Origin of the sequence: Streptacidiphilus neutrinimicus (assembly GCF_000787815.1) — a bacterium.
GTDB lineage: Bacteria > Actinomycetota > Actinomycetes > Streptomycetales > Streptomycetaceae > Streptacidiphilus > Streptacidiphilus neutrinimicus.
Window position 1 is genome coordinate 13364 of record NZ_BBPO01000069.1, and the last position, 22060, is coordinate 35423.

General features: G+C 71.5%; 16 protein-coding genes. 3 read left to right on the top strand and 13 right to left on the bottom strand.

The window, feature by feature from the left end:
• Positions 1-227 precede the first annotated feature (227 nt).
• Genes pruA through TR48_RS30740 form a run of 3 tightly spaced genes read right to left on the bottom strand, consistent with a single transcriptional unit; the run spans position 228 to position 3087 of the window.
• Positions 228-1856, bottom strand: coding sequence for an L-glutamate gamma-semialdehyde dehydrogenase (gene pruA, locus TR48_RS30730; RefSeq protein WP_042373537.1), 1629 nt, complete (start codon positions 1854-1856; stop codon positions 228-230).
• A gap of 34 nt (positions 1857-1890) precedes the next feature.
• Positions 1891-2541 carry an HAD family hydrolase gene (locus TR48_RS30735; RefSeq protein ID WP_152628282.1) on the bottom strand — a complete coding sequence of 217 codons (651 nt, stop codon included), beginning with the start codon at positions 2539-2541 and terminating at the stop codon, positions 1891-1893.
• Positions 2542-2571: 30 nt separating this feature from the next.
• Positions 2572-3087, bottom strand: coding sequence for a DUF6912 family protein (locus tag TR48_RS30740; RefSeq protein WP_042373515.1), 516 nt, complete (start codon positions 3085-3087; stop codon positions 2572-2574).
• Between the two features lie 222 nt (positions 3088-3309).
• On the opposite strand from TR48_RS30740, the gene TR48_RS30745 reads away from it, so the two are divergent.
• Positions 3310-3723, top strand: coding sequence for an Rv3235 family protein (locus TR48_RS30745; RefSeq protein WP_042373516.1), 414 nt, complete (start codon positions 3310-3312; stop codon positions 3721-3723).
• Between the two features lie 122 nt (positions 3724-3845).
• On the opposite strand, the gene secA is transcribed toward TR48_RS30745, so the two are convergent.
• From secA to TR48_RS30770, 5 genes are all read right to left on the bottom strand, one after another.
• On the bottom strand, positions 3846-6581 hold the full coding sequence (secA, locus tag TR48_RS30750; protein ID WP_042373518.1) for a preprotein translocase subunit SecA: 2736 nt from the start codon (positions 6579-6581) through the stop codon (positions 3846-3848).
• Between the two features lie 205 nt (positions 6582-6786).
• A complete protein-coding gene (locus TR48_RS30755) occupies positions 6787-7635 on the bottom strand; it encodes an endo alpha-1,4 polygalactosaminidase (protein WP_042373525.1) in 849 nt (282 codons plus the stop codon).
• 22 nt (positions 7636-7657) lie between these two features.
• A complete protein-coding gene (locus TR48_RS30760; RefSeq protein ID WP_052443187.1) occupies positions 7658-9100 on the bottom strand; it encodes a hypothetical protein in 1443 nt (480 codons plus the stop codon).
• A complete protein-coding gene (gene pelF, locus TR48_RS30765; protein ID WP_063771098.1) occupies positions 9097-10908 on the bottom strand; it encodes a GT4 family glycosyltransferase PelF in 1812 nt (603 codons plus the stop codon). Before pelF ends, TR48_RS30760 begins: the two co-directional genes overlap by 4 nt.
• Before the next feature lie 141 nt (positions 10909-11049).
• Complete coding sequence (locus TR48_RS30770; RefSeq protein WP_042373526.1) at positions 11050-13266, bottom strand: hypothetical protein; 2217 nt, start codon at positions 13264-13266, stop codon at positions 11050-11052.
• A gap of 257 nt (positions 13267-13523) precedes the next feature.
• Between TR48_RS30770 and TR48_RS30775 the strand changes: the two genes are divergently transcribed.
• Positions 13524-14708, top strand: a complete 1185-nt coding sequence (locus tag TR48_RS30775; RefSeq protein WP_042373527.1) for a winged helix-turn-helix domain-containing protein — start codon at positions 13524-13526, stop codon at positions 14706-14708.
• A gap of 10 nt (positions 14709-14718) precedes the next feature.
• Here the strand turns inward: TR48_RS30775 and TR48_RS30780 are convergent, their stop codons facing one another.
• Positions 14719-15405 (bottom strand): response regulator, encoded by a 687-nt coding sequence (locus TR48_RS30780; protein ID WP_042373528.1) that lies wholly within the window; start codon positions 15403-15405, stop codon positions 14719-14721.
• 145 nt (positions 15406-15550) lie between these two features.
• Positions 15551-16174: a ribosome hibernation-promoting factor, HPF/YfiA family gene (gene hpf / locus TR48_RS30785; RefSeq protein WP_042373529.1), complete on the bottom strand. Its 624-nt coding sequence runs from the start codon at positions 16172-16174 to the stop codon at positions 15551-15553.
• Positions 16175-16562: 388 nt separating this feature from the next.
• On the opposite strand from hpf, the gene TR48_RS30790 reads away from it, so the two are divergent.
• Complete coding sequence (locus TR48_RS30790) at positions 16563-17267, top strand: ComF family protein (protein ID WP_236652412.1); 705 nt, start codon at positions 16563-16565, stop codon at positions 17265-17267.
• 15 nt (positions 17268-17282) lie between these two features.
• Here the strand turns inward: TR48_RS30790 and TR48_RS30795 are convergent, their stop codons facing one another.
• The 3 genes from TR48_RS30795 to mtrA are packed head-to-tail and all read right to left on the bottom strand — an operon-like array spanning position 17283 to position 21943.
• Positions 17283-19133, bottom strand: a complete 1851-nt coding sequence (locus tag TR48_RS30795; protein ID WP_152628284.1) for an LpqB family beta-propeller domain-containing protein — start codon at positions 19131-19133, stop codon at positions 17283-17285.
• Positions 19120-21264, bottom strand: coding sequence for an MtrAB system histidine kinase MtrB (mtrB, locus tag TR48_RS30800; protein ID WP_052443188.1), 2145 nt, complete (start codon positions 21262-21264; stop codon positions 19120-19122). Before mtrB ends, TR48_RS30795 begins: the two co-directional genes overlap by 14 nt.
• A gap of 1 nt (position 21265) precedes the next feature.
• Positions 21266-21943, bottom strand: a complete 678-nt coding sequence (gene mtrA / locus TR48_RS30805) for an MtrAB system response regulator MtrA (protein WP_042373547.1) — start codon at positions 21941-21943, stop codon at positions 21266-21268.
• Between the last annotated feature and the right edge of the window lie 117 nt (positions 21944-22060).

Genomic DNA, 22060 nt, shown 5'->3' on the forward strand with positions numbered 1-22060 from the left:
GCGGTTGCATGGATCTGCATGGAGTTGCACATGATCCACCGGGTCTGTCCCTATCCTCCCTCATCGCGAAGGATGGTCGGTCCGGCCCCGGTGGTTCCGGTCGAGCCTAACTTGGGTAGGAGACCGTGTCCCGGGCCGATTCGGTGCACTGCGTCAGGATCTTTGGTACCGGCTGTACGACTTGTCCAAGGGGAATCCACTCTTCCTTCACGTGGGTCGAACGGCCCTCACCCCATGTGCGGATACCGGTGGTCGGTCGCGGGCAGAAACGTCTCTTTGATCGAACGCGTGGACGTCCATCGGAGAAGGTTCTGTTCGGCGCCCGCCTTGTCGTTCGTCCCCGAGGCCCGGCCGCCGCCGAAGGGCTGCTGGCCGACGACGGCGCCGGTCGGTTTGTCGTTGACGTAGAAGTTGCCGGCCGCGAACCGCAGCCGCTCGGTCGCCCGGGCGATCGCGGCGCGGTCCTGCGCGACGACGGCGCCGGTCAGCGCATAGGCCCCGGTGCCGTCCACCAGGTCGAGCGTCTGCTCCCAGCGGGCGTCGTCGTAGACGTGGACGGCGAGGACCGGGCCGAAGAGCTCGGTGGAGAAGATCTCCTCCCGCGGATCGGTGCCGAGGACCACGGTGGGCTCGACGAAGTAGCCGATCGCGTCGTCGCTGTGCCCGCCGACGACGATGTCCAGGCTGTGCACGTCCCGGGCGCGGGCGATCGCCCCGGCGTTCTTGGCGTAGGCGCGGCTGTCGATCAGCGCACCCATGAAGTTGGACAGATCGGACACATCGCCGACGGGCAGGGCCCGCACCTCGTCGAGGAAGTCGCCCTTCATCGCCTGCCAGACGCTGCGCGGCACATACGCCCGGGAGGCCGCCGAGCACTTCTGGCCCTGGTACTCGAAGGCGCCCCGGATCAGCGCCGTCCGCAGCACCGCCGGATCCGCGCTCGGGTGGGCGAGGACGAAGTCCTTGCCGCCGGTCTCGCCGACCAGGCGCGGATAGCTCGCGTAGCGGCCGATGTTCTGCCCCACCCGGCCCCACAGCGCCTGGAACGTCGCGGTCGAGCCGGTGAAGTGGATCCCGGCCAGGGCGCGATGCGTCAGCGCCACCTCGGAGAGCGCCCGCCCGTCCCCCGTCACCATGTTGATCACCCCGGGCGGCAGCCCGGCCGCCTCCAGCACCCGCATCAGGTACCAGGCCGAGAGCGTCTGCGTCGGCGCCGGCTTCCACACCACCGTGTTGCCCATCAGCGCCGGAGCGGTCGGCAGGTTGCCCGCGATGGCGGTGAAGTTGAACGGCGTGATCGCGCAGACGAAGCCCTCCAGTGGACGGTGGTCCGCCCGGTTCCACACCCCGGGGCTGCTGACCGGCTGCTCGGCCAGGATCCGGCGGGCGAAGTGCACGTTCCAGCGCCAGAAGTCGACCAGCTCGCAGGGGGCGTCGATCTCCGCCTGCTGCGCCGTCTTGGACTGCCCGAGCATCGTCGCCGCGGCGACCGTCTCCCGGTACGGACCGGCCAGCAACTCCGCGGCCTTCAGGAAGACCGCGGCCCGGTCGTCGAACGAGAGCGCGCGCCAGGCCGGAGCGGCCTTCAGCGCCGCCTCCACCGCCTGCCCCACATCCTCGGCCGTGGCGTTTCCGAGCACGCCCAGCCGCGCGGAGTGGTGGTGGGGCTGCACCACGTCGATCCGCTCGCCACCGCCCAGGCGCTGCGCGCCGCCGACGGTCATCGTCAGCGCCGCCTCGGCGGCCCCGGCCAGCTCCGCCAGCCGCGCCTCCAGCCGGGCCCGTTCCGGGCTGCCCGGGGCGTAGCTGTGCACCGGCTCGTTCAGCGGCTCCGGAACGCGGGTGATTCCATCGATTCGGCCAAGTCCGTACATTTCTGACATACAGTCATCATGCGACCAGCTCCTCCGCCAGGGAGACAGCCTCGGCCAGAGTGTCGGCCACCGGCACCCCGATGCGCGACAGCCCGCGCCGCGAACCGGCTCCGCCGGTGTACAGCACCGCCCGCACGCCCGCCTCGGCGGCGGCCGCGGCGTCATCCGGCACGTCACCGATCAGCACCGTACGGGCCGGATCCACCGCGTCGCCCAGCGCGACCAGGTGGCGCACCAGGTACTGCCCCTTGCCCGTCGTCCCCGAGGTGCCGTCCCGGCCGTCGACCCGGCGGAAGTGCCCGTCGATCCCGAAGCTGCGCACCAGCGGCACCAGCTCCTCGTGCCCGTACATCGACAGCAGCGACTGCGATCGCCCGGAGGCGAGCAGTTCCAGCGCGCCGACGGTCAGCCCACAGGACCCGCGCAGCGTCGTGTAGTGCAGGTGGAAGGCCTCGTCCATGCGCGCCCACTCCTCGGACGAGGGCACCCGCCCGAGGCGGTCGGCATAGCAGTCGATGACCGGTATCCGGTACCACTCGCGGTACTCCTCCACCGTCAGCGGCGGCAGGCCGAGCTCGCCGAAGGCGGCGTTGCTCGCGTCGACGACGGCCGAGATGTCGTCGAAGAGGGTGCCGTTCCAGTCCCAGACGATGTGTGGTGCACGCATGAGCAGGACGCTACCGCGCAGGTCTGACATTCACGGCAACAGCCCGGGAATCTCCTGCGTCGCGAACCAGAGCAGCTCGTGGTCCTCGGCGCCGTCCACGGTGAAGCGCGCGTCCTCGTCCCCGGCGTCGGCGGCGGGCAGCGCGAGCGCGGCGGCGGCGATGTCCTCCAGCACCTCCGCGTCGTCCGCGTCGGCGTGCACGGACGCCGCCTTCGCCAGCTGCAGCGGCTCGTTCAGCCGGACCGCGCCGAGCGCGGCGGCCTCCTCGTGCTCGGCCTGCACGTTCAGCGCGACCGCGCCGTCCGGCACGTCCGCCGCCACGACCACCCGCCGCCGCGGCGCGCCCGGCTCCTCGGCGAGCATCCGCAGCGACGCCAGCGCGGCGCGGACCAGCGCGGCGTACTCCAGCTCCTCGATGTCGTCGCTGAGGTACCACTCGCGCAGCGCCGGCGTCACCGCGTACGCCGGCACCGGCGGCGGTGCGACGGCGCCGTCGGCGTGAGCCTTGGCAAGGCCGGTCAGGGTGAGGGGCACGTAGACGCGCATGCGCTCAGGATAAGGCGTCAACGCGACCCGATGACGCCGGTTGCGCAACGTAATCGATTGAGTGGCAATCCGTCGCTCTACGTGACCGGGCCCTGGTGGGGGCGCCCGGCATCCGCCCAGGTCAGGCGGCTGTTTTCACTCGGATAAGTGATTCTCCGGAGACCGCGGCGGCCACCGCGAAGGTCCTTGTTCGCCGCCATCTGTCACCGATAGACGTCTGCCATGACGACGCACACCGGCAACGTCCGCATCGGTCGCCTCCACGGTGTCGGCGCCAGGCGCAGGCCGACGCCGTGCACGACCTCCCAGAACCCGCTGGCGCGCGCCTACGCGCAACGGCTGCTGGAAGTCCTCACCGGCATGCGCCCACAGGAACAGCTGCTCGCCTTCGCGACGGAGGACGTCTACGACCGCGTCCGCACCCTGCGGGCCCTCGGCTGCCTCCGCGCGGACGGATCACGCCCGGTGCTGCAACGGGTCTTCGACTCCGCGCCACGCCAGGACGCCCTCGAAGTCACGGCCCTCGTCCGCGTCGGCGCCCGGACCGAGACCCTCGCCTTCCGGCTGGAGTGCCGCGCCCTGAGGCGCAGTCAGAACATCACCTGGCGCTTCACCGCGCTGGAGTCACGGTGGTGAGGACGTCGCCACCGCAAGGGCGCGAGGAACTGCGCGGCAAGCCACCCTGTGGGGTGACTCGCCGAACGAGCAGGGCCATCGGCATACCGCTGGTTGCCCGCGCAGTTCCTCGCGCCCCCGGGTCACTTCTTGCGGCGACGGCCGCCCTTGGCGGCCTTGCGGCGCTCGGCGCGGGTCAGGCCGTCGCCGTCCTCCGGCTCGTCCTCGAGGCCGGTGTTGATGTCGGTCTCGACGATGCCGTCGGCGGTGTCGATCGTCGGTGCCTTGTAGTGCAGGCGGTCCGGACGCTGCGGGGCGTCCAGGCCCTTCGCGCGGATCTCCGGGGTCGGCACCGCGTCCGCGACGGGGACCTCCTCCACCTGCTGCTCGACCTGGACCTCCAGGTTGAACAGGTAGGAGACGGACTCCTCCTTGATCCCGTCCATCATCGCGTTGAACATGTCGTAGCCCTCACGCTGGTACTCCACCAGCGGGTCGCGCTGCGCGAGAGCGCGCATGCCGATGCCCTCCTGGAGGTAGTCCATCTCGTAGAGGTGCTCGCGCCAGCGACGGTCCAGGACCGACAGCACGACCCGGCGCTCCAGCTCGCGCATGACCGTGGCGCCGAGCTGCTCCTCGCGCTCGGCGTAGCGGGCGTGCACGTCCTCCTTGACCGCCTCGGACAGCAGCTCGGCCGTGATGCCGCTGCGGTCGCCGGCCTCGTCCTCGAGGTCCTCGACCTTGAGGGAGATCGGGTACAGCTGGGCCCAGGCGGTCCACAGCTTGTCCCAGTCCCACTCCTCCGCGAAGCCGTCGGCCGTGGCATCACGGACGTACGCGTCGACGGTGTCGTCGATGAAGTGGTCGATCTGCTCGTGCAGGTCCTCGCCCTCGAGCACGCGGCGGCGCTCGCCGTAGATGACCTCGCGCTGGCGGTTGAGGACCTCGTCGTACTTGAGGACGTTCTTGCGGATCTCGAAGTTCTGCTGCTCGACCTGGGTCTGCGCGGACGCGATCGCGCGCGTCACCATCTTCGACTCGATCGGCACGTCCTCGGGCACGTTGGCCATGGACAGGACGCGCTCGACCATGCCGGCCTTGAACAGGCGCATCAGGTCGTCGCCCAGCGACAGGTAGAAGCGGGACTCGCCCGGGTCGCCCTGACGGCCGGAACGACCGCGCAGCTGGTTGTCGATGCGGCGGGACTCGTGGCGCTCGGTGCCCAGCACGTACAGGCCGCCGAGTTCCTGGACCTCCTGCTGCTCGGCCTTGACGGCCTCCTTGGCCTTTTCGAGCGCGCCGCCCCACGCGGCCTCGTACTCGTCCGGGGTGTCCACCGGGGAGAGCCCGCGCTGCGCCAGCTCGGCCGCGGCCAGGTGCTCCGGGTTGCCGCCGAGCATGATGTCGGTGCCACGGCCGGCCATGTTGGTGGCCACGGTGACCGATCCCTTGCGGCCGGCCTGCGCCACGACCTGCGCCTCGCGCTCGTGGTTCTTCGCGTTCAGCACCTCGTGCGGGACGCCGCGCTTGCGCAGCTCCTGGGAGAGGTACTCGGACTTCTCGACCGAGGTGGTGCCGACGAGGACCGGCTGGCCCTTCTCGTGGCGCACCACGATGTCGTCCACGACGGCGGCGAACTTGGCCGGCTCGGACTTGTAGATCAGATCCGGCTGGTCGATGCGCAGCGGCGTCTTGTTGGTCGGGATCGGGACCACGCCGAGCTTGTAGATCTGGTGGAACTCGGCGGCCTCGGTCGTCGCCGTACCGGTCATGCCGGAGAGCTTCTCGTAGAGACGGAAGAAGTTCTGCAGGGTGATGGTGGCCAGGGTCTGGTTCTCGTTCTGGACCTCCACCCCCTCCTTGGCCTCGATCGCCTGGTGCATGCCCTCGTTGTAGCGGCGACCGGCGAGGATACGGCCGGTGTGCTCGTCGACGATCATGACTTCGCCGTTCATGACGACGTAGTCCTTGTCCGCCTTGTAGAGCTCCTTGGCCTTGATGGCGTTGTTCAGGAAGCCGACCAGCGGGGTGTTCGCGACGTCGTAGAGGTTGTCGATGCCGAGGTAGTCCTCGACCCGGGTGACACCGGCCTCCAGGATGCCGACGGTGCGCTTCTTCTCGTCGACCTCGTAGTCGCGGTCGATCTTCAGGCGCTGCACCATCTTGGCGAAGTCGCCGTACCACTTGGTGGCGGAGTCGGCCGGGCCCGAGATGATCAGCGGGGTACGGGCCTCGTCGATGAGGATCGAGTCGACCTCGTCGACGACGGCGAAGTTGTGGCCGCGCTGCACCAGCTCGTCCTTCGACCACGCCATGTTGTCGCGCAGGTAGTCGAAGCCGAACTCGTTGTTGGTCCCGTAGGTGATGTCGCAGGCGTACTGCGCGCGGCGCTCGGCCGGCGACATGTTCGCCAGGATGCAGCCGACCTCGAGGCCGAGGAAGCGGTGCACCCGGCCCATCCACTCCGAGTCGCGCTCGGCCAGGTAGTCGTTGGTCGTGATCAGGTGCACGCCCTTGCCGGCCAGCGCGTTCAGGTACGTCGGGAGCGTGCCGACGAGGGTCTTGCCCTCACCGGTGCGCATCTCGGCGACGTACCCGAGGTGGAGCGCCGCGCCACCCATCAGCTGCACGTCGTAGTGACGCTGGCCAAGGGTGCGCTTGGCGGCCTCGCGCACGGTGGCGAAGGCCTCGGGGAGGATGTCGTCCAGCGTCTCGCCGTCGGCCAGGCGCTCCCGGAACTCGTCGGTCAGCGCACGGAGCTCGGCGTCCGTGAGGTTGACGAAGTCCTCTTCGATGGAGTTGACCTGTTCTGCGATCTTCGTGAGCTTGCGAAGGATCTTTCCTTCGCCTGCACGCAGGATCTTGTCGAAGACGGACACGTGGGCTGGCTCCTTGCCTGGATGGACCGGGCGACTGTATCGGGCACCTTGCTCGCGGTGGTAACGAATAGGCCACCGCGAGCCCATCGTATGCGAGGAGCCCGTGCTGCCGGGAGGTCCGTCAGCACAGGGCATGGTGTCGTCCGCGCGAGTGGCATTCTTTTTGCGTCGACAGCGGTCGAAATCGGACAGCTGAAATACCGCCTCAGCAAGTCTGCCGCCAAGCGTCCAGTTCCAGGTGCTTACGGATGGCACTGATTCCCAGGGCCTGCGTCTGCGCGCAGAACGCCGTAGTCGACACCGAGTACTCCGCGTCGAAGGCTGGCTTGCCGGCCTTCACGAAAGCGGTCAACGCCGCGCACTGGCGCAGTTCGGCGCACTGCTCGTCCACCCCGTAGTCGAACTCCGACGCGAGGTCCGCGACCTGGTCGAAGTCGTTCTTCAACCCCACGGCCAGGCCCCGCTGATGGGCGAGCCGGGCGACGGCACGGTCGAAGGCGAGCTGGTCGGCGGCGGTGAGCGGAAAGCCGGTGTCGTTCTCGTAGCCGTCCACGTTGTCGGGCTCGACCCCGTCGAAGCCCTTCGCGCGGCACTCGTCGAGGCGATGGGCCAGCAGCGGCGTGAGCAGGTCGAGGCGCCGGATGTCCAGCCACCGTTCGTCGGGCCAGCCGTCGAGGGGCTTGCCGAGCAACTCCTTCGGGTACTTTCCGGCGTCCGGCCGATACGGTTCCCAGCTCCCCGCGTTGACGTAGCAGACGACCCGCCGTCCGGCGCGGTGCAGCGCGGCGACGACGGTGGCCGCGTTGTCGTCGGCGTCGATGTCGTAGACGCCGGCGCGGACGGAGGTGTCGACGGGCGTGGTGAGCTGCCACTGCCAGCTCAGTCCTGCCTGCGGCCGCCACCACGAGGCGGCGGCGGAAGCTGGAGCGGCGGAACCGGAGTCGGCGGAACCGGACGAGGCGGAGGCCTGCCGAGGCGAGGGTCCGCCCGCGCAGGCGGTGAGCATCGCCCCGAACAGCACGGCCGCGATCATCAGGGCCTGCGTTCTTTTCATGTACTTCTTTCTTTTTTCATCGTCACCGGTGCCGGGTCGCGGTGGCGAGGGCGAGGACGGCGAGCGCGAAGAGCGCCCCCGCCGCGACGACGCCCACCCAGGCCTGTGCCGTTCCCGCCTCGGCTCCCGCCAGCCGCGTCACCACCAGGGCGAGCGCCGCCGCGGACACCCCGAGCGCGGCCCGGCCGAGCAGGCCGAGGGACTGCAGCAACTGGGCACTCCAGATCGCCGCGGCCAGCGCCGTGAGACCGCCTACGCCCGGGCCCGAGGCCCCGGGCCAGATCCGCTCGGCGAGCCAGGCCAGCCCCGCGACGAGCAGCAGGTAGCCGCCGAGGCAGCGCAGCAGCGCGCCGACGACCAGCCCGTGGAACTCCCGCGCGGCCGCGGCCCGCCCCAAGGCCAGCTCCGTCGCCCCACGGCACCGGGCCAGGAACCACTCCGCGCCGCCCATGCTGAGCGTCAGCGCCACCGTCGTCGGCCCGACGTCGGCCAGCGTCAGCACGGCGACCGCCAGGCCGAACACCCCCGCCTGGCCCGCCTCCCGCCACGCGAGCCGCTCCCGGCGCCCCGTCGAGCCCCTCCACGGTGCGGCACGCCCCGTCTCCCGCCAACCCGCCCGGACCGTCAGCACCAGGGAGAGCAGGACGAGGCCCACACCCACCGGCCCCGGCGGGCCCGGGAGTCCGGCCGGTCGGGCGCCGAGCAGCCAGAGCGCGCCGCACGCGACCGGCATGAGCGGGCCGACGAGCGCGCGTTCCCGGCCGAGGACCAGCAGCGCGGTCGCCGAGGCGAAGTACAGCCCCTGCCCGAGCGCGTACCCGACCGCCGCCGGCGGCGAGCCCGACAGCACGGCCGCGACGGCGGCCACCGGCAGCCAGAGCACCACGCCCGCCACGCCCCCACGGGCCAGACACTCGGCCGCGGCGACGGGCTCGCCCCGGCCCAGCCGCAGATAACCGAGGTGGGCCACCCCCTGGCTCCAGCTCCAGCAGAACAGCAACGCCGCGCCCGCACACCACAACGAGCCCGGCGGACGCCCCGCCAGCACGAACGCGAGGCCGGGCAGCGCGAACAGGACCCCGCGCAACGCGCTGCGCGATGCGGGCACGCCCCACGCCGAGGCACGCGCCGGGCCGCGGGCCAGCCGCAGCCGCACCCGCTTGGGCACCGCGCCGCCCGACGCGCGCTGCCCCTCCGGATGCGCGCGCCGGAACAACTCCTCCCCCAGCTCGAACGCGTCGCGTCGGCCGTAGCGCTGCTGTATCTGACGGTCGCTGAGGCCCTCGGCCTCCAGCGCGGCGACCAGCTCCAGCGCGTGCACGGCTCTCTCGGCGACCTCGGCGAAGCGCAGCGCTATCTCCTCGGCCGGATCCTGCGCGACCGCGTCCCGCACCGCCACCCGGGGCAGCGCCGCCGGCACGGGATCGAGCCGCAGCCCCCGCACCAGCTCGACGAAGCCGCTCACGCCGCGACCCCGTCGCCCGCCGGCCGCCTCGGTCCGTCGCCGGGCGCGGGCGGGCCGCCGGGGTCGGACGCGGGCACCGGCGCCGAGCCACGCTGACGTGGCAGACGGGCGCGTGCGGGCAGCGCGCCTGCGGGCACGGGCGCGTGCGCGGACACGGGCACGGGCACGGACGCGGACAGGGACGCGGGCAGGGGTCGGCCGGGCTGAGCACCGGCCGTGCTGCTCGGCGGATCCGAGCCGAACCACCCCGCCCCGAACTGCGCCGCCCCGAACTGCGCCGCCCCGAACTGCGCTGCCTCGAGCGGGGCTGCCTCGAACGGGACTGCCTCGAACGGGGCTGCCTCGCAGCGGGCTGCCTCGGACTGGGCCGCCGTCGCGCCGCCCGTCCGCGCCAACTCCCCATACAACGAGCGGTACTCGGCCACCGTGCGCTCCACGGTGAACCGTTCCGTCACCCGACGCCGCGCGGCCGCGCCCAGGCGGACGCGCCGCCCGGGATCGCGGAGCAGGGCGAGCGTCGCGGCGGCGAGGGCCTCGGGCTCGCGGGCGGGGACGACCAGGCCGGTGTCGCCGACCGCTTCCCGAACGCCCCCGACGTCGGTGGAGACCGTCGCCCGGCCGCAGGCCATCGCCTCGATCAGGCTGAACGGGAACCCCTCGGAGATGCTGGACAGCAGCACCACCGTGCCCGCCCCGTAGGCGTTCCTGACCTCCTCGATGCGGCCCTCGAAGACGACGCCCTCGGTGATCCCGAGCTCCGCCGCCAGCGCGTCGAGCCGCGCGCGGTACTCCTCTCCCCCGGCCGGGACGCCGCCGAAGAGGCGCAGCCGCACCTGCGGCAGTTCGGCGCGAATCAGCGCGAAGGCCCGCAGCAGCGTCTCCAGGTCCTTGATCGGGTCGATCCGCCCGGCCCAACTGAGGGTCAGCTCCTCGGGCTCGGGGCCGGCGACGGGGAACTGCCGAAGGTCCACGCCGTTGTAGACGGTGCGGATGCGCCGTGGGTCGCAGCCGCCGTGCTCCTCCCAACGGCGGTTGTACCGGTTGCACGGCGCGACGACGTCGGCGCAGCGGTAGCTCTCCGCAGCGAGCATCCGGTAGAAGCCCAGTAGCAGCGTCTTCACCGGGCGACTGAACGGCGGGTTGCGGAAGCCGAGGAAACGCTCGCGCAGGTAGATGCCGTGCTCGGAGAGGAGCAGCGGCACGCCGTGGAACCGCCGGGCGGCCAGGGCCGGCAGCGCGGCGAGCCCGCCTGTCGCCACATGCGCGACGCCGCGCGCGGGCGGCTGGACGGAGAGCGGGCGCAGCGCGTGCTCCAGCAGGTCGGTCCCCTCCAGCGCGTCGCGCAGGCTGGGCCGGTCCCGGCTGGTGGGCAGGAACGGCAGCCGCCAGACGCCCTGGAGCGAGCGCAGCGCGCCCTCGGTGCGCAGCGCTGCGGTCAACGAGCGGCCGGTCAAAGCGAGTTCGGAGAGCTGGTAGAGCTCGTCGGCGAAGTGGTGCTCGAAGTCCGGGTCGAGCAACGAGAGCAGGAAACGCTCGTAGCCGGCCAGGAAGCGCCGCAGCGCCCTGCCGCGCGGCGCCCGGCCCTCGGGCGTCGGACCCCACAGCGGCACGGTGCTGACCGAGACGACCTGCCTCGGCAGCGGCCAGACCACCGGCTCGTCGCCGGACCCGGTGATCCCCAGGACGTGGAAGCGCACATCGGGCATCCCGTGGACCAACTGGTCGCACCAGGTGCTGACGCCGCCGTGGATGTACGGATAGGTGCCCTCCGTCAGCAGGGTGACCTCAAGCGGTCCCGGGCTGTTCATACGGGCTCGGCCCCCTCGGGCGTTCGTGGCGGGCCAGGGCCCGGGGCGTTGCGTCCCGGGCCCTGGCTCTGCCGTATGTGCGACTGGTGAAGAAGGTGGTGCTCGACGGCTCTGTCCGTCCGTTCCTTACGGTGCCCGCGGCTACTTGCGTCCCTGCGGGAGGAGCGCGACACCGGCCGGGGTCAGCGGTACCTGGAGTGCCACCGACGCCGGCTGTGCCGGCTTGGTCTGCGCCGGGGCGACCGCCGTGGGTGTCGCGGCCTTGGTGCCCGACGCAGCGGGTGCGGCGGGTGTGCCCGCGGAGCTGAGCGTGAGGGTCACCGCGCCCTGGAGCAGCTTGGGCGCCAGCCATCCGGAGAGCTCGCCCGCGTAGGCGGTGCCGGCGGCCGTCGCGCCGAGACCGAGCAGGCCCGGCTGAACCGTCCCGTTCGGCATGGTGACCGGGACCCGCACCCCGGACGGGGCCTGCACGGTGACGGTGCCGCCCACCCGGTAGGCCGTGACCTTGCCGGCGGACACCGCCGACTGCCAGGCGCTGCGCTGCTGCAGTTCGGCGCCGATCGCGGACTCGCGCAGGTTGACCATCGGGGCGTTGGCCGCCATCAGCTGGTTGTAGGTGGCGAACAGGGTGTCCAGCACCGGGTAGAGGATGCGGTCCTCGGCCAGGTTGGACTGGTGGGCGTAGTGCGGGTCGGGGTTGTCGCCGAGAACGTGGCCCATGTCGATCCGGGCCTCCAACGGCACGATGTAGCTGCTGTAGCCCGTCAACTCGTCCAGCGGGGCGGACAGGCAGGTGGTCGTCGCCGGGTTGGCGGTGCAGGTGCCGCTGCCGCCCTGGGAGGTGGCGGTGTAGAGCCAGTTGTACTCGTCGACCTCGTCGGCCACCTTGCCGGCGTTGTAGTAGACGTTCATCGGGAAGCGCGGCACGGTGAGCGCGTTGCCGACAGCCCGCTGGTCGGGCTCGCGGGAATGGTCGCTGCCCGTCCACTTGACGCCCTCGGCGTTCAGCGCGGGCGCGAGGTTGGGATTGTCGACGGGCTGCTGCGGCAGCGTCTTCAGGCCCGAGTGCTCCCCGGTGACCAGCTCGGCCCGGTCGATGGAGAGCCCGTGCCGGGCGGCCCAGGCGACGTTCTGGCTGATCGCGTTCTCGATGGTCTGCTCGTCGACCCAGGAGACGTTGCCGCTCGCGTCCGTGGTGCAGGACCAGGGGACCGTCGTGGTGTTCTGCACGCAGCCCAGGAACGGGTGATCGTAGGTGTGGTCGACCCAGCGGAACGAGGACTTGTTCTGCAGCAGCGCGTCGGTCAGCGGGTCGTCGACCGTGCCGTTCTGGGTGGCGTCGTCGCTGCCGCCGCCATTGAAGAGGAAGTCGAAGGTGAAGTTGTGCACCTGCTCCCACTGCACGGCGTAGCTGACGTCGGCCGGGGTCATCCGGATCTCGGAGGAGGCCGGGGCGCCCTGGCAGGCGGAGGCGGCGTCGCCGGGCGTGCACTTGGCCGTGGAGCTCCACCGGTCGTCCGGGAGCAGGACGTCGTCGACGTTCATCGAGAAGTAGTCGCGGTCGAAGCCGAGGTGGATGCCCTGGGTCATCCAGTCGACGATGCCGCGGGCCAGCAGCCGGTACTGCTGCTGGTACTGGTTGTAGTCGAAGGTGAGCACCAGCTCGGAGACGCCGCCGTGGTCGTACTCGCCCGCGAGCACGCCCTGTGTGCCGCCCCCGCCCGGGATCGGCATGGTGACCAGCGGCGTGAACGCGGCCCCGGACGCCTGCGTGGCCAGCGGCGTGGCCAGATACCCGTAGCTCTCCGTCACGTTCGGGTCGTTGTCCTCGAAGGGGACGCTGCCCTTGAGGTAGTCGAAGGCGCCGCCGAGCCCGGCCGAGGTGACAATGCCCTGCATGCCGTCGAGCGCCCCGATGTAGCCGGGGCTCGCGGCCCAGTTGAGGCCGACGGCCGGCTGGGCGTAGGTGTAGGCGTCGACCTGGCGCACGCCGAACTGGGCCTCGTAGCTCCGCAGTGCGGCCATCTCGGCCGAACCGGCCGGGAACGGGGCGTTGTTGGGCAGCACCACGGCCTGGTACCGCCCCTCCGCCCGGCCGGAGCCGTCGGTGCCGCTGAGGAACGCGGCGTTGATCACCGGACGGCTCGCGTCGTTCAGGCTCACCCGGGTGTAGGGCGTGCCGGTGAGATCGAGCTCGTTGACGATGGCGGCCACGGACGGCCCTCCGTCGTCGACCACGAGCACCTTGAGGTCGATGCGCTGCGTGCCGCTCGCCGCCTGCGCCCCGGCCGCCGGCGTCATGCACGCCAGCAACCCCGCCGCGACGAACGCGGCGGCCCATCGGGTCCTGCGACCCATGTCGTCCCCTCCCGGGCGCGCGCAGGCGTGACCGCACGCGCCGAAGCATCAGAGAAAGTGATCAGAAGAAATGCGGAATCCCCGTAAGCCCCCACAGGCAGCTCGATTCGCTGCGTGAACAGGCTAGGAGCGGGGTCTGCCGAGAAACGGTCCCGTTCCGCTTTCTCCACCCCTGGGCGTGAGATTCGGGACGAGAGTTTGATTTGCCTCACCCGATCCGGTGAGCGCTGTCAGTGGCCCGGCCTAGGCTGCGGGACATGGCGACACCTCTCGAGCTCTCCAGTGACCAGGCCCGCCGGATCGCCCTGCGCGCCCAGGGGCTCCTCGGCGCGCCGGACCGCCGCGGCGGTGTGCGGGCGATGCTGCGCCGGCTGGGCTCGGTGCAGTTGGACACCATCTCCGTGCTCGCCCGGTCGCACGAGCTGATCCCCTACGCCCGGCTCGGCGCGGTCGGGCGCGAGGCGGTGGAGGCCGCGTACTGGAGCGGCAACCGCTCGTTCGAGTACTGGTCCCATGCCGCCTGCGTGCTGCCGGTCGAGGAGTGGCCGCTCTTCGCCTTCCGGCGCCGGGCCTTCGAGCGTCGCGGCCACCGCTGGCACCGGATGGAGGACGCGGAGCGCTCCTGCGCCGAGATCGTCGCCAAGCTGCGCGGCGAGGGGCCGCTCACCACCAAGGAGTTGGGGGGCGCCAAGCGGGGCGGCGAGTGGTGGGACTGGTCCGAGTCCAAGATCGCCGTCGAGTGGCTGCTCGACACTGGCGTCGTGGTCTGCGCGGAGCGCCGCGGCTGGCGTCGCGTCTACGCGCTGGCGGAGCAGGCCGTCCCGGCCGAGCTCCTGGCGGCGGAGCCGGACGACGAGGCCTGCCTGCGGCAGCTGGTGCTGCAGTCCGGCCAGGCCCTCGGGGTCGCCACCGAGAAGGACTTGGCCGACTACCACCGGCTCCGGGTGGAGCAGGTCACCGCCGCGCTGCCGAGCTCGGGGCTGGTGCCGGTCCGCGTCGCGGGCTGGGAGCGGAACGGCTTGTCCGGGCGGCCGGCGCGGGCCTGGGCGGATCCCGCCGCCCTCGCCGCCGAGCCGCGTGGGCGTCACCGCACCACGCTGCTCTCCCCGTTCGACTCGCTGATCTGGGACCGCGCCCGCACCGAGCGGATCTTCGGCTTCACCCACCGCCTGGAGGCGTACACCCCCAAGCACAAGCGCGTGCACGGGTACTTCACGATGCCGCTGCTCGTCGGCGGCCGCCTGGTGGGCCGGGTCGATCCGGCCCGCGAGGGCACGACGCTGGTGGCCCGGCAGGCCTCGCTCACCACGCCGAGCGCCCTCCCGGCGCTCGCCGAGGCGCTGCGCGAGGCGGCGCAGTGGGTCGGCTGCTCGTCCGTGCGGGTCGAGCAGCTCCACGACGAGACGCTGCGGGCCCCGCTGGAGAAGCTGCTGGCCGCCTGAGCCGGGAGGGTCAGCCTATTTCGAGGATCTTCTCCCGCATCGCGTAGACCACGGCCTCCATGCGGGAGTGGAGCTGGAGCTTCTCCAGGATGTTGCGGACGTGGTTCTTCACGGTGTTCTCGCTGATGAACAGCTGCTTGGCGATGTCCCGGTTGTTGAGCCCGGTGGCCACCAGCTTGAGCACCTCCATCTCACGGTCCGTCAGCCGGGGTGCGGGCAGCAACTCCTGTTGGTCGGTCCGCTTCTGGATCATCGACTTGAACTCCGTGAGCAGCTTGGCCGCCATGGAGGGGCTGATCTGCGACTGGCCGTCCGCCACGGCGCGGATCGCGGTGGCCACCTCGTCCGTGGAGATCTCCTTGAGCAGGTAGCCGGTGGCCCCCGCCTTGATCGCCTCGTAGAGGTCGGCCTCCTCGTCGCTGATGGTCAGCATGATGATCTTCGTGCTGGGTGCGACCTCCTTGATGGCCGTGCACGCCTCGATGCCGCCACGGCGCGGCATCCGCACGTCCATCAGGATGATGTCGGGCAGCAGGTCGGCCGCCTTCTCCACGGCCTCGGCCCCGTCCCCGGCCTCGCCGACGACGGCGATGTCCTCCTCCTGGGCCAGGACGATCTCCAGTCCACGCCGGAACAGCGCGTGGTCGTCCACGACCAGCACCCGGATCGGCTCCACCATCCGGTCCCTCCCCCTCATGGGCGGCTTTCAGCGACATGATTCCACGCTTCGTGGTGATCGCCATCACGCGCCAGAAGAGGGTTCCCCCGGAAGTGTGCCGGAGGAACCCTCGGTCATGCTGTGCCGCCCGTCCTGCTGTGGCGCTGCGCCGTCAGGCGGGCCGTCACTCCTCGACCTTCAGGTGGATCACACCGTAGTCGTATGCGTGGCGCCGGTAGACCACGCTCGGCTGGAGCGTGTCGGAGTCCACGAACAGGTAGAAGTCGTGGCCGACCAGTTCCATCTCGTACAGCGCCTGGTCCAGCGCCATCGGTGCGGCGGGGTGGGTCTTCTCGCGGACCACCAGCGGCCCGTCACCCTCCACCGCCACGGATCCCTGCATCGTCCTCTTGGGCGGGCTCAGCTCCTCGGGCGTCGCCTGCCCCGGCGTGTCCGACAGCGCGGCGGTCGCCTGGGCGACGCTCATCGGCGCCCGGGGCCCCTTGCTGATCCGCCGTCGGTCCGCGGCCTTGCGCAACTGCGCGTCCAACTTGGCGGACGCGAGGTCGAGCGCGGAGTACGGGTCGGAGGAGCTCGCCTCCGCCCTGATCACCGGGCCACGGCTGCGGAGCGTGATCTCCACCTGGTCGGCGTGGTCGGACTGGCGCGGGTTGTGTTCCTTCGAGAGCTCCACGTCCACGCTGATCACCTTGCCGTCGAGCTTGTTGATCCGCTCGAGCTTCTCGGCGACGTGCCTGCGGAACCGCTCCGGAACCTCGGTCTTGCGACCCTTGACGACGATGTCCACGCAGAACTCCGATCCTTCGCGCTTCATGCCCGCGGACCCATAGGTCCGCAGGGCCCGTCGAGTACGCAGCCCCACCCGCTCGGGGGGTCGGGTGGAACCGCCCCTCTGTCCCCTTCATCCCCAGTGGGAACGGTGGGAACCCCATGGAACAACGGTTCCCCGGAATTCGCCTGTCCGACACGGGGCTGAAGCCCCCGAGTCAGGGAGCCATACGTCCTGCCGTCCAAATTCGCCGTGCGCGCGGTCCTTGTACAGCCCCCGCGCGGCAGCAGCCCCCGTTCGGATGAACATCACGTGAATGGCCCTCGTCATCGGGGTGGTCGGGGCACTCTTGGCACTCCTTCCGTGTGTACCTCCGACCGTATCTCCTTCTCCGTGGGGAGGCTCCGTGGAACGGTCACCGATTCGCGCCCTCGACGCCGTGTTGGACCTGCTGCTGCCCACCGTCTGCGTGGGCTGCGGCAGCCCCCACGCGCAGTTGTGCGCGCCCTGCCGCGTCGCGCTCGAGCAGCCCGACCCGAGCCGTGCCAGGCCCGGCCACCCGCCGCCCGGCCTGCCCGAGGTCTACGCGGCGCTGCCCTACGGCGGAGCCGTCAGACAGGCTCTGCTGGCCCACAAGGAACGCGGTGCGATGCGGCTCGCCGCGCCGCTCGGCCGCGCGCTCGCCCGCGCCGTGCACACGGCGGTTCCGCTTGCCCTCGCGCCTCACCGGTGCACCGCGCGCCCCCTGCTGCTGGTGCCGATGCCGTCCACGGCGTCGGCGACCCGCGCCCGTGGCCACGACCCGACCATCCGTCTCGCGCGTGCCGCGACGGCGTCGCTACGCTCCCACGGCGTCCCCGCCCGCGTAGTCCCCGCACTCCGCCACGCCCGCGCCGTCGCCGACCAGGCCGGGCTCGACGCCCCCGCTCGCCGCCGCAACCTCGCCGGCGCGCTCCGCCTCACCCGAGGCGCCGACGCCCTCCTCCACACCGGCCATGTCGTGGTCGTCGACGACCTCGTCACCACCGGCGCGAGCCTCGCCGAGGCGACCCGTGCCCTCTCCGACGCCGGTGTCGACGTCCTGGCCGCCGCGGTCGTCGCAGCGGCGTGACCGCAGGCCTGCGCCTCAGCCGGGGAAACGCACGCCGCTTCCCCGGCTCGACGAGGATTCGGTGATCGGAAGCCAGCGGAACGCCGACAGCTGGGAGTAGAAGATCTCGTTCTGCTGGTCGGGGTTCTTCGCCGTGGCGAGCAGCCACTGCAGGTCGCCGGGCAGGGTCGTCACGTCGGTGACACCGCTCAGCGTCTGGATCGTGCCGAGCGAGGACGGGCTGCCGTCCATCTCGACGGGGATGACGCTGGTGGTACCGCTCTGCTGGCCCACGACCACCAGGCCGTCGCCGTCCTGCCACGACAGCGAGGAGATCGAGGTGATCCCCGCCGCCGTCTGCCGAAGCTCCTCCACGGACAACGAGGGCGTCTGGTGGGTGGCATCGTCCGCCGCGAGGTGCCGCACCCGGCCGATCTCGACCGTCGTGTTGTCCCCGGTCTTCACCAGCAGCGCGATCCGCGCCCCGTCGGGTGCCACACGGACCTGCTGGATCGTGGCCCCGTCCGGGAGGCCCTGCACGTCGACCGGCACGGACACGCCGCCGGCCACCGCGCGCAGCGTCGTCCCGCCAGGCTCGGTGTCGACCGCCCACAGCGTGCCAGTGCCGTCCCAGCTGGGCGAGGAGAGCGCCTCCGGCGTGCCGCTGCGCAGCGCCGCCGTCGTCGGCGCGGTGGTGGCGTGCAGCGTGCTCACGTACAGCGCGCGACCGTCGTCGGAGATGGACGCCACCTGGCCGTCCGCGCCGGGGGAGACCGCGAAGGAGCCGATCGTGATGCCCGCCGGCACCAGCTTCCCCGGCACGTCCTCCACCGAGGCCGATGCGGAGCCGGCCTGCGGCGTGACGCTGTTCAGACGGTGGTCCGCACCGAGGAAGTAGGCTGTCGCGCCCACCCGCACTGGGTTGTAGGCGCCCTCCGACGGGGTGGTGCAGATGGGCGACCCGTTCTTGTCGCGGTAGAGCGCTACCGAGGTCGGCGGGGTGGCCTGGATGTTCAAGGCATCGACGGTGAGCGTGGTGTAGAGCTGCACCGCCATCGTCTGGCAGGCGCCGGGGCTCCAGTCCGCGTCCGCGCCCAGCGACAGGTAGGCCTTGGCCTGGGAACCGCTGGTGTCCAGCTCGACCTTGGAGTTCTGCGCGTTCGTCGGGAAGCCCGTGGTGACCACCGGCTGAAGCCAGGTGCTCGGTCCGTCGAGCAACTGCTGCGCCGCCAGCTGCAGCGGATTGTCGACCCGTCCGCGGATGTAGACCGGGTCGGCCACGAGCGGGCTCACACCCCCGCTGGTGTGTCCGGCCGCCGCCGGGAAGTACAGGTTGACCGACTGGTATATCCGCTGGAAGTCACGCTGGCTGGTGAGCACGGTCGCCGGCGGGTCGACGATCCGCCACTGGCCCTTGTCGTCCATCTTGAAGTGGTAGTCGACACTGACCGCCGTACCGGGCGCGGCGGCCGTGTACGAGCCGTGCGTGTCCAGCGAGGCGTCCTCGGTACCGCTGGCCGTGATCGTGACGCTCTTCGGGTCGGAGCTCCGCTGCTCCTTCAACTGCGGGACCGTGTCCAGCACGTCCACCGCGCCAGAAGGCTGCCAGTTCGGGTCGCTGAGATAGAGCCGGGCCGTCCGGTAGTCCGACTGGTCGCTGCCCAGAGCGTCCAGGAAGCCGTAGAGCAGCTGGTCCGGGCGCTCTTGATCGGCCGGCGGCACGGGAATCAGCTCGACGCGGGTGTTCTGCGTGTTTCCCGACGCGGTCGGCCCGAGGGTGACCGGGCCGTTGCCGGGCATGGTGGCGCAACCGGCCAGCCCGAGAACGGCGCCCGACAGCGCCACAGCGCGGACCGTACGGAACCGCGACTGCTCAGACCTCTTCACGCGCTCCCTCTCCCTCGTGCGACCCGTCCGCTTCCCGCCCCTCCCGGCTCTCCCGCGGCCCCCGCAACTCCCGGGACGCGTCCGCGGGCGCCTCGTCCGTGCGCGTCGTCACCGTGCCGGGGACGACGACCTGGGCGCCGCCGGGGGCGAAGCCCGCCCCGAGACCGGAGACACTGCCCAGGTCAGCGGGGTTGCCGGCTGGCCCGGGACGTGTCGGCCCGGGCAGGGCCGGGATGACCGAACCGTAGCCGAGCACGCCGCCGAGACCCGGACCGAGGCTCGGCTGCCCGGGGCTCTGCTCCAGCTCACCCGCGGCGGGCGGGGCCGTCGCCCCGGCCGGGCGGGGCCGGCGATAGGGGCTGCCGGAGATGTCGAGGCCGCGATTGCCGCGCGAGTCCTCCGGCTCCAGCGGGATCGGGGACCGGGTGATCTCCGTACCGGCGCTGCGCGGAATGGTCAGACGGAACTGCGAGCCGCCGCCCGGCTCACCCCAGGCGTGCAGCCAGCCGCCGTGCAGAGCGGCGTCCTCCAGCGCGATCGACAGACCGAGGCCGGTGCCGCCGGTCGTCCGGGCACGGGCCGGGTCGGCACGCCAGAAGCGGTTGAAGACGCGCGCGGCCTCACCGGGCTTGAGCCCGATGCCGTGGTCGCGCACCGCGACCGCCACCGCGCCGTCCCGCGTGGCCATGAGCACCTCGATGTCGCGGCCCTCGCCGTGCTCCAGGGCGTTGACCACGAGGTTGCGCAGGATCCGCTCGATCCGCCGGGGGTCGCACTCGGCCACCACCGGCTCGTCGCCGCCGACGATCCGCACCGCGCTGCCCTTGCGCTCGGCCAGCGGACCGGCCCCGTCGATCACGCGACCGACGACCTCGCGCAGATCGGTGGGCTCCGAGTCGAGGATCGCGGCCCCGGCGTCGAACCGGCTGATCTCCAGCAGATCCGCCAGCAGCGACTCGAAACGGTCCAGCTGGTTCTGCAGCAGCTCGGCGGAGCGCATCGCCATCGGGTCGTCGAAGTCCTCGCGGGCCTCGTAGAGCAGGTCGGCGGCCATACGGACCGTCGTCAGGGGCGTGCGCAGCTCGTGCGAGACGTCCGAGACGAAGCGGCGCTGGACGCGTGAGAGCTCCTCCAACTGCCGGATCTGCGCCTGCAGCGCCCCGGCCATGCGGTTGAACGATTCGCCGAGGCGGGTGATGTCGTCCGTGCCGGAGACCTTCATCCGCTCCTCGAGGTGGCCGGAGGCCAACTGCTCGGAGATCTCCGCCGCCATCCGCAGCGGCGTCACCACCTGGCGCACCACCAGCCAGGAGATCGCGCCCAGCAGGATCACCACGAAGACCCCGGCGGTCGCCAGCGTCCCGGTGACCAGGTTCAGCGTGCTGGTCTCCTGGGTGAACGGGAAGACGTAGTAGAGCTGGTAGGAGCCGTTGACGGCCGCGTTCGCGCCGCTGCCGTCGTTCGGCAGCGATATCTGCTCACCGATGACGACGCCCGGCTGGCTCTGGGCGCCGTTCTGGAACGTGACCGTGGTGTACGCGCCCTCGGGGCTGCCCGGACTCGCCGCCACCCGCTGCTGCAGATCCGCGGGGATCGTCGCCGTCGGATCCACCCCGCCCGTGGCGGGCATGGCCCGGGACGTCGCGTTCGAGGAGTCGCCGCTCGTCGGCAGCCCGACCACGTAGTAGGACCCCGCGCCGCTCGAGGCCAGCGTCGAAACCTGCTCGTTCATGACCTCGCCGACGTCCGGCAGCGACTCCGAGCCGGCGCCGACCCCCGTCTGCGAGGACGCGCTGCCGCCCGTCTTGTGGGCGTACCCGCTCAGCGCCCCCGCGGCGGTCTTGGCGGCAGCGAACCCGCTCTCCGCCTGCGTCTGCGCCGACTGCATCTTGGTCTGCAGCAGGCCGTTGCGGACCTGGTTCATCACGACGACGCCCAGGAGCAGCACCACGCCGAGCGAGAGCACGAGCGTCATCGCCACGACGCGCAGCTGGATGGAACGCCGATACAGCCCGACGGCACGCCGGGCCGGCCTCCGCAGCTGCCGCCACAGGGCACTGAACAGAGACTGTTGGGTGGTAGACCGCCCGCCGTCCGTATGGGGCAGGGCGGCGGAGGCCTGACCGCTCATCTCAGTTCGGACCCGCCTTGTAGCCGACACCGCGGACCGTCACCACGATCTCGGGACGCTCCGGGTCCCGCTCGATCTTCGAGCGGAGCCGCTGCACGTGGACGTTGACCAGGCGGGTGTCGGCGGCATGCCGGTAGCCCCAGACCTGCTCCAGCAGCACCTCACGTGTGAAGACCTGCCACGGCTTCCGCGCCAAGGCGACCAGGAGGTCGAACTCCAGCGGGGTCAGCGGGATGCTGCGCCCCTCGCGCTTCACCGAGTGGCCGGCGACGTCGATCACCAGGTCGCCGATGGTCAGCTGCTCCGGGCTCGGCTCCTCGGCGCGACGCAGACGCGCGCGCACGCGGGCGACGAGCTCCTTCGGCTTGAACGGCTTGGTCATGTAGTCGTCCGCACCGGACTCCAGGCCCACCACGACGTCGACCGTGTCGGTCTTCGCGGTCAGCATGACGATCGGCACGCCGGACTCGGCGCGGATCTGCCGGCAGACGTCGATCCCGTCCCTGCCGGGCAGCATCAGGTCCAGGAGTACGAGGTCAGGCTTGACCTCCCGGAATACGGACAGAGCCTTGTCGCCGTCCGCGACGAAGCTCGGCTCGAACCCCTCTCCACGCAGCACGATGCCAAGCATCTCGGCCAGAGCAGTGTCGTCATCGACGATCAGGACGCGTCCCTTCATGGTGTCCATGGTCTCAGATCCGAAACGTGACCTGGGGCACACTGGGCGAGACTTCTGCCACAACCTGCCGGTAACGCAGTAGAGCCCCCCTGGCACAAGGCCAGGGGGGCTCTACTG